General features: G+C 74.5%; 15 protein-coding genes. 5 read left to right on the top strand and 10 right to left on the bottom strand.

The features are described from left to right. Positions 1–34: 34 nt before the first annotated feature. Both ABEA77_RS15675 and ABEA77_RS15670 read right to left on the bottom strand, forming a co-directional pair. A complete protein-coding gene (locus ABEA77_RS15675; protein ID WP_345647043.1) occupies positions 35–994 on the bottom strand; it encodes a DUF1444 domain-containing protein in 960 nt (319 codons plus the stop codon). A gap of 144 nt (positions 995–1,138) precedes the next feature. After that, the gene (locus ABEA77_RS15670; protein WP_345647040.1) at positions 1,139–1,870 is read right to left on the bottom strand and encodes a nucleoside/nucleotide kinase family protein; all 732 of its coding nucleotides are present in this window, start codon (positions 1,868–1,870) and stop codon (positions 1,139–1,141) included. A gap of 207 nt (positions 1,871–2,077) precedes the next feature. Between ABEA77_RS15670 and ABEA77_RS15665 the strand changes: the two genes are divergently transcribed. Further along, positions 2,078–4,594, top strand: coding sequence for a GTPase-associated protein 1-related protein (locus tag ABEA77_RS15665; RefSeq protein ID WP_345647037.1), 2,517 nt, complete (start codon positions 2,078–2,080; stop codon positions 4,592–4,594). A gap of 98 nt (positions 4,595–4,692) precedes the next feature. On the opposite strand, the gene msrB is transcribed toward ABEA77_RS15665, so the two are convergent. The 4 genes from msrB to ABEA77_RS15645 all read right to left on the bottom strand — a co-directional run bounded on the left by msrB (position 4,693) and on the right by ABEA77_RS15645 (position 8,082). Continuing rightward, positions 4,693–5,118, bottom strand: a complete 426-nt coding sequence (msrB, locus tag ABEA77_RS15660; RefSeq protein WP_345647034.1) for a peptide-methionine (R)-S-oxide reductase MsrB — start codon at positions 5,116–5,118, stop codon at positions 4,693–4,695. Next, positions 5,115–6,542 (bottom strand): UDP-N-acetylmuramate--L-alanine ligase, encoded by a 1,428-nt coding sequence (gene murC / locus ABEA77_RS15655; protein WP_345647031.1) that lies wholly within the window; start codon positions 6,540–6,542, stop codon positions 5,115–5,117. Before murC ends, msrB begins: the two co-directional genes overlap by 4 nt. Positions 6,543–6,605: 63 nt before the next feature. Beyond that, complete coding sequence (locus ABEA77_RS15650) at positions 6,606–7,076, bottom strand: indole-3-glycerol phosphate synthase (RefSeq protein ID WP_345647028.1); 471 nt, start codon at positions 7,074–7,076, stop codon at positions 6,606–6,608. A 175-nt stretch (positions 7,077–7,251) separates the two neighbouring features. Further along, entirely contained in the window at positions 7,252–8,082 is an 831-nt protein-coding gene (locus ABEA77_RS15645; protein WP_345647025.1) for a pyrimidine reductase family protein, read from the bottom strand. 37 nt (positions 8,083–8,119) lie between these two features. Here ABEA77_RS15645 and zapE point away from each other — a divergent pair, with 37 nt between their 5' ends. From zapE to ABEA77_RS15630, 3 genes are all read left to right on the top strand, one after another. After that, entirely contained in the window at positions 8,120–9,205 is a 1,086-nt protein-coding gene (zapE, locus tag ABEA77_RS15640; RefSeq protein WP_345647223.1) for a cell division protein ZapE, read from the top strand. A gap of 78 nt (positions 9,206–9,283) precedes the next feature. Next, on the top strand, positions 9,284–9,709 hold the full coding sequence (locus ABEA77_RS15635; protein ID WP_345647022.1) for an OsmC family protein: 426 nt from the start codon (positions 9,284–9,286) through the stop codon (positions 9,707–9,709). A 95-nt stretch (positions 9,710–9,804) separates the two neighbouring features. After that, positions 9,805–10,689 (top strand): PPK2 family polyphosphate kinase, encoded by an 885-nt coding sequence (locus ABEA77_RS15630; protein WP_345647020.1) that lies wholly within the window; start codon positions 9,805–9,807, stop codon positions 10,687–10,689. A 31-nt stretch (positions 10,690–10,720) separates the two neighbouring features. Here ABEA77_RS15630 and ABEA77_RS15625 read toward each other — a convergent pair whose 3' ends face one another. Beyond that, on the bottom strand, positions 10,721–10,867 hold the full coding sequence (locus tag ABEA77_RS15625; RefSeq protein ID WP_345647017.1) for a hypothetical protein: 147 nt from the start codon (positions 10,865–10,867) through the stop codon (positions 10,721–10,723). A gap of 32 nt (positions 10,868–10,899) precedes the next feature. Next, positions 10,900–11,577 (bottom strand): AIM24 family protein, encoded by a 678-nt coding sequence (locus tag ABEA77_RS15620; RefSeq protein WP_345647014.1) that lies wholly within the window; start codon positions 11,575–11,577, stop codon positions 10,900–10,902. A gap of 60 nt (positions 11,578–11,637) precedes the next feature. Here ABEA77_RS15620 and ABEA77_RS15615 point away from each other — a divergent pair, with 60 nt between their 5' ends. Beyond that, complete coding sequence (locus ABEA77_RS15615; protein ID WP_345647011.1) at positions 11,638–12,360, top strand: peptidyl-tRNA hydrolase; 723 nt, start codon at positions 11,638–11,640, stop codon at positions 12,358–12,360. A gap of 91 nt (positions 12,361–12,451) precedes the next feature. On the opposite strand, the gene ABEA77_RS15610 is transcribed toward ABEA77_RS15615, so the two are convergent. Continuing rightward, positions 12,452–14,581, bottom strand: coding sequence for a 3-hydroxyacyl-CoA dehydrogenase NAD-binding domain-containing protein (locus tag ABEA77_RS15610; protein ID WP_345647008.1), 2,130 nt, complete (start codon positions 14,579–14,581; stop codon positions 12,452–12,454). Then, positions 14,578–15,798, bottom strand: a complete 1,221-nt coding sequence (locus tag ABEA77_RS15605; protein WP_345647005.1) for a thiolase family protein — start codon at positions 15,796–15,798, stop codon at positions 14,578–14,580. The genes ABEA77_RS15610 and ABEA77_RS15605 overlap by 4 nt, the downstream gene beginning before the upstream one ends. Positions 15,799–16,044 lie beyond the last annotated feature (246 nt).

Genomic DNA, 16,044 nt, shown 5'->3' with positions numbered 1-16,044 from the left:
GCCGGCGTCCGCCACGGTGGGACGACGGCCGAAGTCAGCTCTCGGACGGGCCCTTCGCGACCAGGCGCTCCAGCAGCTCCTGGAAGTCCTCGCCCACGACGACCCGCAGCCCGCCGCCGTCCTCGTCGCGCTCGCTGAGCTGCGTGATGGTGCCGCCGCGCCACCAGTAGACGTAGGGGCTGATCGCGCCGGGCGTCTCCTCGTACCCCGACGCGGCGAACATCGCCATGCCCGTGAGCGACGGGATCACCGTCGCGTCCCGGATCACGTGGAAGGCGAGCTGGTGCCGGAACGGCAGCGCGACCAGCGCCCCGTCCTCGGTCAGCCGCTGCCCGGTCGTCTGCCGGATCAGCGTCTCAAGGGCCAGCACCCGGCTCGCCGTGTAGAACGAGTCGCCGACGACGACCTCGAAGCGCATGCCCTGGTCGTCCTCGACCGTCTCGCGGCCCTCGACCGGCAGCTCCCTGAGGTTGTCGAGCGCGCGCCTGCGCAGCTGCTCCGTCTCGCCGAGCCGGCCGAGCGCCTCGTCGGTCAGCATCATCACGGACTCGGGCAGGTCGAGCGCGAGCAGCTCGTAGAGCCCCGGCGCGACCGAGCGCGCGTAGCCGAAGTTCTCCGGGTCGAGGCCCTCGCCGTTGATCACGCGCGGGTAGAGCTGCGCCCTGATCTGCGCGGGCGCCAGCGTGTCGAGCGCCGACGGGCCGTCGACCGTACGCAGCACCATGGCCGCGTGCCGCCTGGCGAGCTCGCCCCAGGCCCGCTGCCCCCGGTCGTCGTTGTGGCAGACCGCGGCGAGGTTGCCGAGGCCGAACTGCCGGCCCGCGTCGTCCACGACCGCCGACTCGAAGAGCGTCACCTCAAGGCCGTGCTCGGCGAACGCCTCCCTGACCTGCGCCCTGAAGTACGCGGCCTCGTCCACGGAGAAGAACGGGAAGGCCGCGTCGCGAGGGGTGTCGCGGGGGTCACGCCGTGGTCCTCGTCCGAACAGCCGCACGCCCTCTCGCCTCCGTCCATGCCGTCGTCCGCCGCCGCGCCGTGTCGTGCATCCGCGCCCTTCCGCCTGTGTGCCGCGGGCCCCTGCGTCGCGTCACGGGCGGCTGCCCCGTACCGGCCGGAGCCGTACCCCTGTCCTTCGATGCTATGCCCAGTCCTCGGGACCGCCGGAAACCTTTTCCCCATCGGTATCCGCGCCGCCCGGCGCCCCCGGGCCCACGTCCCCCGCCAGCACCAGGTCCGCCCGGCCCCGGCCCGCCTCGATCAGGCGCGCGTTGGCCTCGTCGGACCTGGCCACCCAGCGCTCCGCGGCGGCGCGGTCCCTGCCGTGGCGCACATGGCGCTCGACCAGCCGGGCCACGCGCAGCGCCGGGTCGGGGGCGAGGAACCACACCTCGTCGAGAAGGGGGCGCACCGGCGCCCAGGCCGTGTCGTCGTGCAGCAGGTAGTTGCCCTCGGTGACGACCAGCCGCACCGCGGCGGGGACGGCGACGCTGCCGGCGACCGCCTCCTCAAGCGACCGGTCGAACGCGGGCGCGTACACCACCTCGCCCGCCCTCGCCTCGCGCAGCCGGGCGAGCAGCGCCACGTACCCGGCCGCGTCGAAGGTGTCGGGGGCACCCTTGCGGTCCGCCCTGCCGAGCCGCCCCAGCTCGGCCTGCGCCAGGTGGAAGCCGTCCATGGGGACGAGCGCGGCGGCCTCGGGCCCCTCGGTCTCCACGAGCCGCTCCACGAGGCGCAGCGCGAGGGTCGACTTCCCCGCGCCCGGCGGCCCCGTGACGCCGAGCAGCCTGCGGCCGCCCGCGGCGGCGAGGCCGCGGGCCCTGTCGACGAGGGCGTCGAAGCGGTGCGCATGCCCGTCCACGGTCGAGTCCATACCGGTGATTCTGACCGAAGGGCCACGGACTGCCGTGCTGCGGGGCCCTGTTCGACTCCGCGCACCGCGATCTGAAAAGCTTTCCGCGAGGACCCGCTCCCCCGCGCCCGGTACCGTGCCGCGCGCCCGGCCGGGCCGCCGCGCGCGGGCGCGACGGCGGCGGGGTCCGCACGGCCGACAGGGCACGAAGCACGAAGGGTCCCGGGTATGAGCCTGGCGCAGCTGCACTACACCTCGGCTCCCGAGGGCGGCTCCGACGCGCCCGGGGCGCGGTTCACCGCCGTGTCGCCCGGGGTGCCGCAGGGCCTGCTCAAGGAGGCGGAGGCACTCCTCGGGTACGAGCCGCCCCGGGACGCTCCCCCGCACCCGTCGACCGCCGAACTGGCCGCGCTCCCCAGGGCGCTGAGTCACACCGTGCTGTCGGACGGCAGCCGTCTGCTGGCCCGCGCGGTGTGCACGGGCGTGGACCACAGCGGGCGCTGGTGCGCCTTCCACACCCACGCGGTGGTCATCCCCCCGGGCGCCGGGCTGCCGGGCGGCGCGCTGCCGTTCGCCGCCTGGGAGGACCCGCGGTGGGCGGGCACGGCTCCGGCGGACGGGCGGATCGCGCCGCTCGACGCGCTCGGCGCGGTGCCCTCCGCAGCCGGCCCGCTGGGCACCAGCGCGCTGACGGCGTTCGCCACGACCCGCTCGGCACGGCTCGCGCCGTTCCTCGCCGCGGTGCGCGAGGTGTGCGAGGGGTGGCACGCGCACGGCGGCGGGGCCGCGGGCAGGCTCTCCCGGGTCTTCCTGGTGGAGCGGGACAGCACGGACGTGGCGCGCTGGCTCGCGCTGGCGTCGGCCGCGCTGCCGCCCGGGTACGCGGCGCGGCTGACGTTCACCACGTACACAAGGCGGCCCGGCTCCGCGCCGCAGCAGGTCGTCGGGGTGCGGCCGGAGGACCTGGGGGCGCCGGCGGGCCGCGGGCGGCCGGAGGCGGACGGGTACGTGGTCCTCGGCGATCCCGGGCAGCCGGGCGCCGACGACCGCGCGCCGGCGGTCGCCGGGCCCGCGGACCCCACCGACACGCTCCGCACCTGGGCGGCGGCGGCCGCCCGGGTCTGGCTGGCCGGGGCGCCCGAGGTCTTCGAGGCTGCGGACGCGCTGCCCGACGGCAGGCTCTCGGCGGGCGCGCTGGCCTGCGCGGCCCTCGCGGGTGGCGTGGAACTCGACGCGGACGGCCGCGCGGAGGCGGCGGCCTGGGCCAGGCTGCACGCGCGCGCCCTCGACCCCGCGCTGCTTGAGCGGGTGGTGGCGGCACTGTGCGCGGCGGAGGGCCCGCGCACGGCCACCGAGGCGGGTGCCCTGGCCAGGCTGCTCGGCGCGCTCGGCATGACGGCGGGCCCTGCGACGACGGCGCCGCTCGGCGCGCTGGTGCTGACGCTCGCCGTGCGGACGCCCTCGGCCGTGCCCGAGCTGCCGGTGGCGCGGCTCGCCGGGCTGCCCGCCGCGCTCAGGCAGCGGCTCGCGGACGATCTCGCCGACGAGCTGCGGGCGGGCGTGGCGGGCGGCGGCGCCGACGGTGCGGCGGGCGCGCCGACGCTGCTGCGGGTGGCCGGGGTGCTGGGCGTGGACTGCGCCGACCTGCTGCCGGGTGTGGCGGCGAAGCTCGCGGGCGCGCTCGTCGCCGACCCCGAGGGCGCCTGGGGCCCGGCCGTCGAGGCCGTGCTTGAGGAACAGTTCGAGCTGCGGACCGGGCTGCTGAGCTCGCTGGACGCCAAGGCGGCCGAGGACCCCGCGGCGGCCGCGCGGCTGACCGCCGTCGTGCCGCTCGCGCTGACCGGGGTGCAGGCGCTGCCGCACCTGCGGATGTGCGCGGGCGCGCCCTGGCTGCCGGGTCCCGCGGAGGGCCGGGTGGGCGCGCTGCACGCGGCGCTGCGCGCCTCGGGCGTGTCGCCGCTGGCAGAGCCGCTGGTCCTGCGCACGGCGGTGCGCCTGGTGTGGGGCGACGAGCTGCCCGGGGCCGGTGAGGCCCGCCGGATGCTGGACGGCACCGGCTCGGACGCGCACCGGGTCGCGGGGACCTGGCGGATGCTGGTGCGGGCCGCGCTCGAAGCGCCCGCGGACGACGCGGAGGCGCCCGCGCTCGCGCCCGAGCTGCTGCGCTGCTTCCCGGACGCGATAGGCCCCGGCCCGCGCTCCGCGCTGGCCCTGCTGGAGTTCGCGGGCGCGCTCGCCGCGGGCCGCGCGCCCGCGCCGTGGGTGGAGCGCGGGCTGTCGCTGCGCGACGCGGCGCTGCGGCACGGCCCGGTGCCGCCCCCGGTGCTCGACCGGCTCGCCTCGGCCCTCGCGTACGGCCTGCTCTCCGAGGACCGGCCGGACGGCGAGCTGTACGCGCTGGTCCACGGCGGCGATCCCGGGCTGCTGGCCGCCTACGCGACCGCGGCACGCGGCGAGCGGGTCGGTGAGCGGCTGCGGTCGGTGCCCGCGTACACGGCGGACTGCTTCGCCGCCTGGACGTCGCTGCCCGGCGCGACCCGGGCGTGGGACGAGACGCGGACGGCGCTGCTGGAGAAGGTGGCGCGGCCTGCCGTGCGGGCGCTGCCCGCGCCGGACCTGGCGGAGGTGGAGCGCCGTCTTGAGGCGGCGGGCGCGCATCGCGCCGAGGAGTTCAGGGCCTGGCAGCGGGAGTCGGCGCTGAGCCGCTTCGGGCGCCGGCTCGGCGGACTCGGCCGCAGGTCCTGACACGACGCGGGCGCGCGCCGCACGGCGGGTCCGCGCACGACGGCCGGCCGCACACGCACGGCGGGCCGCCCCGCACTGCGGGACGGCCCGTGGTGGTGTCAGCTCCGCGCGGGGGTGAGCCGCAGCGAGACGCTGTTGATGCAGTAGCGCAGGTCCGTCGGGGTCGGATAGCCCTCGCCCTTGAACACGTGCCCCAGGTGCGAGCCGCAGGACGCGCACCGCACCTCGGTGCGGACCATGCCGTACGAGCGGTCCTCGATCAGCTCGACGGCGTCGCTGTCCTTCGGGTCGAAGAAGGACGGCCAGCCGCAGTGCGACGCGAACTTCGTGTCGGAGCGGAACAGCTCGGCCCCGCAGCCACGGCAGGAGTAGACGCCCTCGGTCTCGGTGTCGGTGTACTCGCCGGTGAAGGCGGGCTCGGTGGCCGCCTCGCGCAGCACCGCGTACTCCTTGTCCGAGAGCTCGGCACGCCACTGCTCGTCCGGCTTGACGACGTCGTATGCCTTCTTGATTCCGGATGTCACGCGGTCTCCCTCCGATCGGTGAGGCGGGCGAGGATCAGCGGGCCGAGGTCCGTGACGTCTCCCGCGCCCATGGTGAGAACGAGATCGCCCGCCCCCGACATTCCCGCCACGAGGTCCGGCACGGCCGCCTTGTCGTGCACGGCGGTGACCCGCGCTCCTGCCGCCCGCGCCGCGTCGAGGACCAGCTCGCTCGTGACCCCGGGCAGCGGGTCCTCGCGCGCCGGGTAGATGTCGAGGACGGCCGAGGCGTCGGCGAGCGCGAGGGCCCCGCCCATCTCCCTGCCGAGTTCCTGCGTGCGGGAGAACAGATGCGGCTGGAAGACGACGAGCAGCCGGCCGCCCTCGGGCAGCGCCGCGCGCATCGCCTCCAGGTCCGCGGCCATCTCCGTGGGGTGGTGGGCGTACGAGTCGACGACGCGCACCCCGGCCGCCTCGCCCTTGAGCTGGAGGCGGCGGCCCACGCCGGTGTACGCGCCGAGCGCCTCGGCGAGGTCCGGTGCGGGGATGCCGAGCGCGGCGCCGGCGACCAGCGCGGCGACCGCGTTGGTGGCGTAGTGGCGGCCGGGAACCGAGACGCGGAAGGCCAGCTCGGCGCCGTCGAGCAGGACGGTGACGCGGCTGGTCAGGCCGTCGGGCTCGATGGCGAGGACGCGGACGTCGGCGTCCTCGGCGAGCCCGTAGGTGACGATGCGCGGCGCGTCCGTGCCGCCGTCCTGCCGCACCCGCCTGGCCAGCTCCACGGCACCCGCCTGGTCGGCGGAGACGACGAGGGTGCCGCCGGGGACGATCTTGGCGGCGAACCTCTGGAACGACTCGTAGATCTCGTCCATCGACGCGTAGTTCGCGTGGTGGTCGAGTTCGACGTTGAGGACGATCGCGACCTCGGGGTCGTACTTCTGGAAGCTCCGGTCGCTCTCGTCCGCCTCGGCGACGAAGATCTCGCCTTCGCCGTGGCTCGCGTTGGTGCCGGGGCCCGCCAGGTCGCCGCCGATCGCGTACGACGGGTCGAGGCCGAGCCGGCCGAGCGCGACCGCCAGCATCGAGGTGGTGGTGGTCTTGCCGTGGGTCCCCGCGACGGCCAGCGCGCGCCCGCCCGCCATCAGCGAGGCGAGCGCGTCCGACCGGTGCACGACCGGCACCGAGAGCTCGGCGGCCCGTACCAGCTCGGGGTTGTCCGCGCGGATCGCGCTGGAGACGACGACGCAGGTGGCGTCGTCCGCCAGGTGCCCGGCGTCGTGTCCGACGTGCACGGTCGCGCCGAGCGCGCGCAGGGCTTCCGCAGTGGCCGAATCCCTGGCGTCGCTGCCCGCCACCTTGGCACCGCGCTGGGCGAGGATCTTCGCGATCCCCGACATGCCCGCGCCGCCGATGCCGATGAAGTGCGGCCGTTCCATGGCGGCCGGGATGCCGGGAGCGGGTGCCATACGTGTCTCCAGTAGGGGGTCGCGCGAGGGCCCGTCGCGGCAGGCCGTGGGTCGCGCCTCACCCTATTCGCTGTGCGCGAAGAGTTTCAGCACCGGGACGCCGACCTGGTGGCGCGCCCGGGAGGCCCAGTCGCGGTGGAAGAACTCCTCGACGTAGTGCGGCTCTGTCAGCACGACCACCTCGTCGGCCGCCGTCTCGTCCACGACGGCCTTGAGCCGGTCGAGCGGGTGCGCCTCGACCACCTCGCCCGTCGCCTCCGAGCCGGTCTCGCGCAGGGCGGTGAGCGTGCGGGCGAGGGCGACCTCCGCGGGGTGTCTCGCCTCGCTGCCCTCGGGCTCCCCGCCCTCCTGCGCCGCCTCGCGCAGCTCCCCGTAGGCCACGTCGTCGATGGCGCGCAGCAGTACGTCGGCCTGGTCACCGCGGGGCTGCATGAGCACCACGAAGGAGACCTTCTGGTCGCCGTGGAGGGTCGTCACGAACTCCACGTCCTGGGGCGTCAGGGCCTTCTCGATCATCAGTACGCTCGTGAACACGACAGGCGCCCTTCCGTCCGTCCTGGCGGGCCGCGACCGCGGCCCGCCGCTGAAACCATCCTTCCCCGCCGTCGCGGCGGGGTGGCCTCTAGTCTGCCCAGCCGGAGCTAAGCGGAACGTGATATTCCGTTACTTGGCCCGGCACGCGGCCTCGAAAATCCGTTCCGCGCTTCCCCTACCCCTGATCGCGGGAGATCCACGGGACACCTGCCCGCGCGTATCTGCAGAACAGGAAGCCGTCGTCGGACAGCAGCGAGACCGGCTCGAACCTGGCGGGCACGTCAAGGCCGGGACCTGCCGCGATGCGCTGCGCGCCGCCCGCCACCAGCAGCGGCGCCACCGTCAGGCACAGCTCGTCGAGCACCCCTGCCGCCACGAACTGGCCGAGCAGCCGGGGCCCGCCCTCGGTCAGCAGCCGCGTCAGGCCGCGCGCTGCCAGCTCCCGCACGGCACGCGCCGGGTCCACGCCGCTCCCGTCGCCCGCGACCACCACCTCGGCGCCCGCCGCCTCCGCGGCCCGCATCCGCTCCCCCGGGGCCGCCGCGCCCGTCAGCACCAGCGTCGGCACCAGGGGGGCGCTGAAAAGCGGCAGCGAGAAGTCCAGGTCGAGCCCGGCCGTGACCACCGCGACGGCCGCCGCGGGCCCCCGGCCGTCCGCCGCGCGCCGCTCGGCGAACGCCTCCCGCGCCCTGACCGGCCTGTACCCCTCCTGCCGTACGGTCTGAGCGCCCACGACCACCGCGTCCGCCAGCGCCCTCAGCACCCCGAAGACCCGCATGTCGGCGGCGGAGGAGATGGTGTGCGAGCGCCCCTCGTGCTGCGCCGCGCCGTCCAGCGTCGTGACCATGTTCCCGCGCAGCCAGGGCCGGCCCGCCTCCCGTACGGGGTAGGCGTAGGCGTCGGCCAGCTCGTCGAGCGTCCACTCCCGGTCGGCGCCGCCCGGCGGCCGGGGACCCCGCCCCCGGTCCTCGGATGTCTGATCGGTCACAGGGAACAGGCGTCGCATGCGCAGCAGTCTGGTCAAACTCCTAGAGTTGAGCAACGTGACCTCCTCCTCCGCCGCCTCCGGGGCCCCCGCAACCGAGGCTGCCCCGCTCTCCCTGTGCGCCCGCTTCCCGCACGTGCCCGCCGACCGGCTCGTCGCCGAGCTGGTGCCGCCGCCGCGCTTCGACTCCGTACGGTTCGACACGTACGTGCCCGACCCCGGGCAGCCGAGCCAGGCAGCGGCCGTGGAGGTGCTGCGCGGCTTCGCCGCGGGGCTCGGCCGGGACGCCGCGGCGGGCGGCAGGCGGCGCTGGTTCGGGCGCGGGAAGGCCGCGGCACCCGAGGGCCCGCGCGGCGTCTACCTCGACGGCGGGTACGGCGTCGGCAAGACCCATCTGCTGGCCTCGCTGTGGCACGCGACGCCCGCCGAGCCGGCCCGCAAGGCGTTCGGCACGTTCGTGGAGCTGACCAACCTGGTGGGCGCGCTCGGCTTCCAGCAGACCGTGCGGACGCTCAGCGGCCACCGGCTGCTGTGCATCGACGAGTTCGAGCTGGACGACCCCGGCGACACGGTCCTCGTCTCCACCCTGCTGGCGCGTCTCGTCGAGGCGGGCGTGGCGCTCGCCGCCACCTCCAACACGCTCCCGGGCAAGCTGGGCGAGGGCAGGTTCGCCTCCGCGGACTTCCTGCGCGAGATCCAGGGCCTGTCCGCGCACTTCAGGCCGGTGCGCATCGACGGCGAGGACTACCGCCACCGCGGCCTGCCCAAGGCTCCGGAGCCCTGGACGTCCGAGCAGGTCACGGCCGCGGCCCGGGGCACGGAGGGGGCGAGCCTCGACGCCTTCCCCGACCTCCTCGACCACCTCGCCACCGTCCACCCGAGCCGCTACGGGGCGCTGACGGACGGGCTCGGCGCGGTCTGCCTCACCGGGGTCTGCCCGGTGCCCGACCAGTCGAAGGCGCTGCGGCTCGTGGTGCTCGCCGACCGGCTGTACGACCGTGAGGTACCGGTCGTCGCGTCGGGTGTGCCCTTCGACCGGCTGTTCGGCGAGGAGATGCTGGCCGGCGGCTACCGCAAGAAGTACTTCCGCGCGATCTCCCGGCTCACGGCCCTGGCCAGGGAGGCCGGGGAGCTGATCACCTGACGGTCGCGGACACCGGGTAGGTTCTGAAGCCGTACGTAACCGTCCGGAGCCGTACGCAACCAGAGAAAGGGTTCCACCATGGCCACCACGCGCCAGGCACACACCGTCTGGGAGGGCAGCCTCCTCAAGGGTGCCGGCACCGTCACGTTCGACTCCTCCGGCATCGGCGAGCAGGCGGTGTCCTGGCCGTCGCGCGCAGAGGCGGCGAACGGCAGGACCAGCCCCGAGGAGCTGATCGCGGCCGCCCACTCCAGCTGCTTCTCCATGGCGCTCTCCAACGGCCTCGACAAGGCCGGCACGCCGCCGGCCCGGCTCACCACGCAGGCCGAGGTCACCTTCCAGCCCGGCACCGGCATCACCGGCATCCACCTCACGGTGCAGGGCGAGGTCCCGGGCCTCGACGAGGCGGACTTCGTGAAGGCCGCCGAGGACGCCAAGGCGAACTGCCCGGTGAGCCAGGCGCTCTCCGGCACCACGATCACGCTGAGCGCGTCGCTCGCCTGAGCCCGACCGGCAGAGGGACCCGGCGCGCGGCTCGCGCACCGGGTCCCTCTGCCGCATCCTCGACGCAGGCCGGGTACCGGGAGGAAGGACGCTCCATGGGCGGGAAGCACAAGGGCGGCAAGGACGGCGGTCCCCCCGCGCGGCGGCTGTCGGACCTGCTGAGGCTGACGCCCGGCGAGGCGGTCGACCTCGCCGCGCACGACCCGCGCGCGACGCCCGGCGGGCCCCGGGGCAAGGCCGCGGGCCGGGCGGCCACCGCGGCGCTCGCGGAGCCGCTGGGCGGCCTCCAGGAGCGGCTGTACGCGGCGAGCACGGCGGGCGACACCCGGCGGGTGCTGCTGGTGCTCCAGGGCATGGACACCAGCGGCAAGGACGGCACCGTCAAGCATGTGATCGGTCTCTTCAACCCGGCGGGCTGCCGGATCAGGTCCTTCAAGGAGCCGACCCGGGAGGAGCTGGGCCACTCCTTCCTGTGGCGTGTCAGGCGCGCCCTGCCGCAGCCGGGCGAGATCGGGATCTTCAACAGGTCCCACTACGAGGACGTGCTGGTGGCCCGGGTGCACGACCTGGTGGGCCACCGGGAGATCCGCCGCAGGTACGGGCAGATCAACCGGTTCGAGCGGTCCCTCACCGACCGGGGTACGACCGTGGTCAAGGTCTTCCTGCACATCAGCCGCGAGGAGCAGCGGAAGCGCCTGCTGGCCCGGCTCGACACCCCGGAGAAGCACTGGAAGTTCAGCGAGGGCGACCTCGCGGACCGCGCGCTGTGGCCGGACTTCCACCGGGCCTACGAGACGGCGCTGACCCGCTGCGGCACCGACGCGGCGCCCTGGTATCTGGTCCCGGCCGACCGCAAGTGGTACCGGGACTGGGCGGTCTCCACGCTGCTGCGCGAGCGTCTGGAGGCACTCGACCCGCGGTATCCGCCGGCCGGCTTCGACGTGGCGGCGGCCCGGGAGCAGCTGCTCGCGCTCGGCTGAGGCGGCCCCCGGCGGGCCGGCGGGGACGGGGTCAGCCCGAGCAGGCCAGCCGCTGGCCCTCCTGCCACTCGCAGACCGGACAGAGCGTGGCGCCCCGCGTCGTCTCCGGGTACTCGGTCGGCTCGCCGCAGTGCACACAGTCCGCCCAGGCCGTGGCGGCGCCGTTGGTCTCGTCCATGCGCCCAGGGTACGTCCGGGACACGGCCCCCCTCAGTGGGCGCCGCTCTGCGCGGGGGTCGCCTCGCTCGGCCTGATGATCACGAACCCGTCGCCCTGGAGCATCAGCTGCACGGCCTCCCCGGAACCGCCGGTGATCATGGAGCCGAAGGACTGCGAGCGGTGCAGGGACGTGACCAGCTGGGCGCTCCAGCCGACGACCGCGTCGGTGTCGACGTAGACCGGCTGCTGGGCGGAGACCGGGATCACGATCGGGTCGCCCTCGCAGATCACCGCGAGCTTCCCGTAGCCGGTGAAGAGGCTGTTGAAGAGGCCGCCGCCCGTCATGCCCGCGCCCTTGACCATCTTGATCTCGTAGCTGAGGGTCGGGTCGAAGCAGAGGACGTTGCGGCCGTTCATCGTCAGCGCGTCGCCCTGCTCGATCTCCACGATGAAGCAGTTGGCCGCCTCGTGGGCGAACCACGCCTCGCCCTGGCCCCTGACCGCCATGAGCGGCAGACCCTCACCGGTCAGGGCCCGCTTGAGCAGGCCGCCGACGCCCTGGCCCTTCCGCTCGAACTGGAGGTTGCCGCGGAAGGCGACCATGGCCCCCTGCCGTGCGTGCATCTCGCCGTTGACGACGTACCGGACCGATTTGGCGTTCTGGAGCGTCATGCCGGGCGCGGTGGCCGGCTGGACGAGGTGCTCGGTGGCGAAGAGGTCGCTTTTCATGGAGGCATACTCACCCGGAGGCATTGATTCCGCCAAGAAAGCACCTGCGAGAATCGACGGGTGACCACTGACCCGAACACCGAGCCGCGCGGCGGGGACACCGATCCGCGCGACGCGGCACCCCAGTTCGTGCTGCCGCTGGTGCTGCGCATCGAGCGCACGGCCCCGCCGTCGCGCACCGACGCCCTGGAGACCACGGCACGCGCCGTCCTCACGATCCTGTCCGACGACCGCTCGCTCGGCGAGGGCGAGTGGGCCGCCGCCGTGCGCGACTGGCAGGACGCCCGCATCCGCAAGGTGGTGCGCAGGGCGCGCGGCGCGGAGTGGCGCAGGGCCGGGGCACTGCCCGGGATCACCGTGACCGGCACACGGCCCTCGGACCCGGCCGAGGTCCGCGTCTTCCCGCCGGTCCCGCTGGACGGCTGGCCGAAGGACCTGGCGCGGCTCCAGGTCTCGGGAACCGAGCTCGCGGAGCCCGAGCCCCCGGCACCGCCCGCGCCGTCCGTCCCCGTCCTCTGGCTCAACCCGCATCTGGAGATGTCGGCGGGCAAGGCGTGCGCGCAGGCGGGCCACGGCGCCCAACTCGCCTGGTGGGACCTGCCGGACGCGGAGCGCAAGGCCTGGCGCGAGGCGGGCTTCCCGCTGGCCGCGCGGGTGGCGTCCCCCGCCGCCTGGCAGTCGCTGCTTGCCGGTGGCCTCCCGGTGGTCCAGGACGCGGGCTTCACCGAGATCGCCCCCGGCAGCGCGACGGTGGTCGCCGACCATCCGGCGCTGCGCGCCTGAGCCCGGCCGGGTTCCGTACCCCACGGGGAACGCGGCGGCCGCCGCGTGCGCGGTGCACACGGCGGCCGGCCGGAAGCCCCGGGCCCGTTTTCTACGCGGGGACGCTCGCCACGCCCGGCGCGAGGAAGCGGCGGCCGTTGACGCGCTCCGAGACGCCCTCCCGGTCCAGGTACGGCGTGATGCCGCCCAGGTGGAAGGGCCAGCCCGCGCCGGTGATCAGGCACAGGTCGATGTCCTGCGCCTCCGCGACGACGCCCTCGTCCAGCATGAGCCCGATCTCCTGCGCGATCGCGTCCAGCACGCGCGTCCGCACCTGCTCCTCGGTCAGGGCCGTGTCGCCCTGCGTCATCAGGGCCAGGATCTCCGGGTCGAGTTCCGGCTTCCCCGCGTCGTACGTGTAGAAGCCGCGCTTGCCCGCCTCGACGACCGCGCGCAGGTTCCGCGACACGGTGAAGCGCTCGGGGAAGGCGGAGTGCAGCGTCTCGGAGACGTGCAGCCCGATCGCCGGGCCGACCAGTTCGAGCAGGACCAGCGGGGACATCGGCAGGCCGAGCGGCTCGACGGCGCGCTCCGCGACCTCCACCGGGGTGCCCTCGTCGATGGTGTTCTGGATCTCGCCCATGAAGCGGGTCAGGATCCGGTTGACGACGAACGCCGGGGCGTCCTTCACCAGTACCGCCGTCTTGCGCAGCTTCTTCGCCACGGCGAACGCGGTCGCGAGCGACGCGTCGTCGGTCGCCTCGCCGCGTACGACCTCAAGGAGCGGCAGCACGGCGACCGGGTTGAAGAAGTGGAAGCCGACGACCCGCTCGGGGTGGGCGAGCTTCGAGGCCATCTCGCCGACCGACAGGGACGAGGTGTTGGTCGCGAGGATCGCGGTCCGGGGCACGACGGCCTCGACCTCGGCGAAGACCTGCTGCTTGACGCCCATCTCCTCGAACACGGCCTCGATGACGAAGTCCGCGTCCGCGAACCCCTCCGCCTTGTCGAGCACACCGGTGACCAGGCCCTTGAGCCGGTTGGCGGTGTCCTGGTCGATCCTGCCCTTGCCGAGGAGCTTGTCGACCTCGGCGTGGACGTAGCCGACGCCCTTGTCGATGCGCTCCTGGTCGATGTCGGTGAGGACCACGGGCACCTGGAGGCGGCGCACGAACAGCAGCGCGAGCTGTGAGGCCATCAGACCGGCGCCGACCACGCCGACCTTGTTGACGGGCCGGGCGAGGTTCTTGTCCGGCGCGCCCGCCGGCCGCTTGGCGCGGCCCTGCACCAGATTGAAGGCGTAGATGCCGGAGCGCAGTTCGCCGCCCATCACGAGGTCGGCGAGCGCCTCGGTCTCGGCCTCGAACCCGGCGCGCAGGTCGCCGTCCTTGGCCTGGGCGATGATGTCGAGGGCCCGGTAGGCGGCGGGCGCGGCGCCGTGCACCTTGGAGTCCGCGACGGCCCTGCCCCACTCGACGGCCTGGTCCCACGCCTCGCCGCGGTCGATCTCGGGGCGCTGCACCTCCAGTTCGCCCTTGAGGACGGCGGCGGTCCAGGCGAGCGACTGCTCCAGGAAGTCCGCGGCCTCGAACAGGGCGTCGGCGATGCCGAGTTCCAGCACCTGGGCGCCCTTGAGCTGCCGGTTCTGGTTGAGCGCGTTCTCGATGATGACGTTGACCGCGGGGCCCGCGCCGATCAGGTTCGGCAGCAGGGCGCAGCCGCCCCAGCCGGGCACCAGGCCGAGGAAGACCTCGGGGAAGGAGAACGCGGCGATGGACGCGGAGACCGTGCGGTACTGGCAGTGCAGGCCGATCTCGACGCCGCCGCCCATGGCCGCGCCGTTGTAGTACGCGAACGTCGGCACGGCGAGCGAGCCGAGCCGCGCGAACACGTCGTGCCCCGCCCTGCCGACGGCCGCGGCCTCCTCGCGGCTGGAGAGCAGCCCGACACCCTTGAGGTCGGCGCCGACGGCGAACACGAAGGGCTTGCCGGTGATGCCGGCACCGACGATCGTGCCCTCCGCCGCCTCCTTCTCGACCTGGTCGATCGCCGCGTCGATACGGGCGAGGGACTGCGGTCCGAAGCTGGTGGGCTTCGTGTGGTCGAAGCCGTTGTCCAGGGTGATCAGCGCGAAGCGCCCGGCGCCGGCCGGCAGGTCGAGGTGGCGTACGTGCGCCTCGGTGACGACCTCGTCGGGGAAGACCTCGGCCGCGCCCTTCAGCAGTTCGGCGATGTTGCTCACTTGCTGCCTCCGTCGAAGTGCGGGTTCTCCCAGATGACCGTGGCGCCCATGCCGAAGCCGACGCACATCGTCGTCAGGCCGTAGCGGACGTGCGGGTGCTCCTCGAACTGCCGGGCCAGCTGCGTCATCAGGCGGACGCCGGAGGAGGCGAGGGGGTGGCCGAAGGCGATGGCGCCGCCGTACTGGTTGACGCGCTCGTCGTCGTCGGCGATGCCGTAGTGGTCGAGGAACGCGAGGACCTGTACCGCGAACGCCTCGTTGATCTCGAAGAGACCGATGTCGGAGATCGTCAGGCCCGCCTTGGCGAGGGCCTTCTCGGTCGCCGGGATCGGTCCGTACCCCATGACCTCGGGTTCGACGCCGGCGAAGGCGTAGGAGACGAGGCGCATCTTCACCGGGAGGCCCTGCTCGCGCGCGAAGTCCTCGGCGGCGATCAGGGAGGCCGTGGCGCCGTCGTTGAGGCCGGCCGCGTTGCCCGCGGTGACGCGGCCGTGCGGGCGGAAGGGGGTCTTGAGCCCGGCGAGCATCTCCAGGGTGGTGCCCGGACGCATCGGCTCGTCGGCGGTGGCGAGGCCCCAGCCGGTCTCGCCGCCCTCGGGCGAGGTGCGGCGCACCGAGATCGGCACCAGGTCCTGCTGGATCCTGCCGTTGGCGTACGCCTTGGCCGCCTTCTCCTGGGAGCGGACGGCGTACTCGTCGCTGCGGGCCTTCGTCAGGTGCGGGAAGCGGTCGTGCAGGTTCTCCGCGGTCATGCCCATGAAGAGGGCGGACTCGTCGACGAGCTTCTCGGAGACGAACCGCGGATTGGGGTCGACGCCCTCGCCCATCGGGTGCCTGCCCATGTGCTCGACACCGCCCGCGACGACGACGTCGTACGCGCCGAAGGCGATGGAGCCCGCGGTGGTGGTGACGGCGGTGAGCGCACCCGCGCACATGCGGTCGATGGCGTAGCCCGGCACGGAGGTCGGCAGGCCCGCGAGGATGGCCGCGGTGCGGCCGATGGTCAGGCCCTGGTCGCCGATCTGGGTGGTGGCGGCGACGGCGACCTCGTCGATGCGGGCGGGGTCGAGGTCCGGGTTGCGCCGCAGCAGCTCCCGGATGGATTTCACGACGAGATCGTCGGCGCGGGTCTCGTGGTAGATGCCCTTCGGGCCCGCCTTGCCGAACGGGGTGCGGACGCCGTCGACGAAGACGACGTCCCTGACGGTACGAGGCACGATGGCTCTCCTCCAGGGTGCGGGGTGGCACAACTGCGACGCGCGCCGGGGCACGCCGCCGCTCATGCTACTCGCGAGTAATTAACCTGCCCACCCCCATCATGGCGAGCGTCGAACCTCACACCCGCGACCGCCGGGCCCGGCCCGCGCACCGCGGCCCGCGCGGCCCGGCCGGCCCCGCGTCCCCGACTTCGCCGGGCGGCGGGCGCAGACGGGGCAGCGGCGCGGACGGGCGGCGCGGTCACA

It is taken from the genome of Streptomyces tremellae (assembly GCF_039540215.1).
Classification (GTDB): Bacteria; Actinomycetota; Actinomycetes; order Streptomycetales; family Streptomycetaceae; genus Streptomyces; species Streptomyces tremellae.
This window is presented reverse-complemented; position numbering and strand designations above follow the sequence as displayed.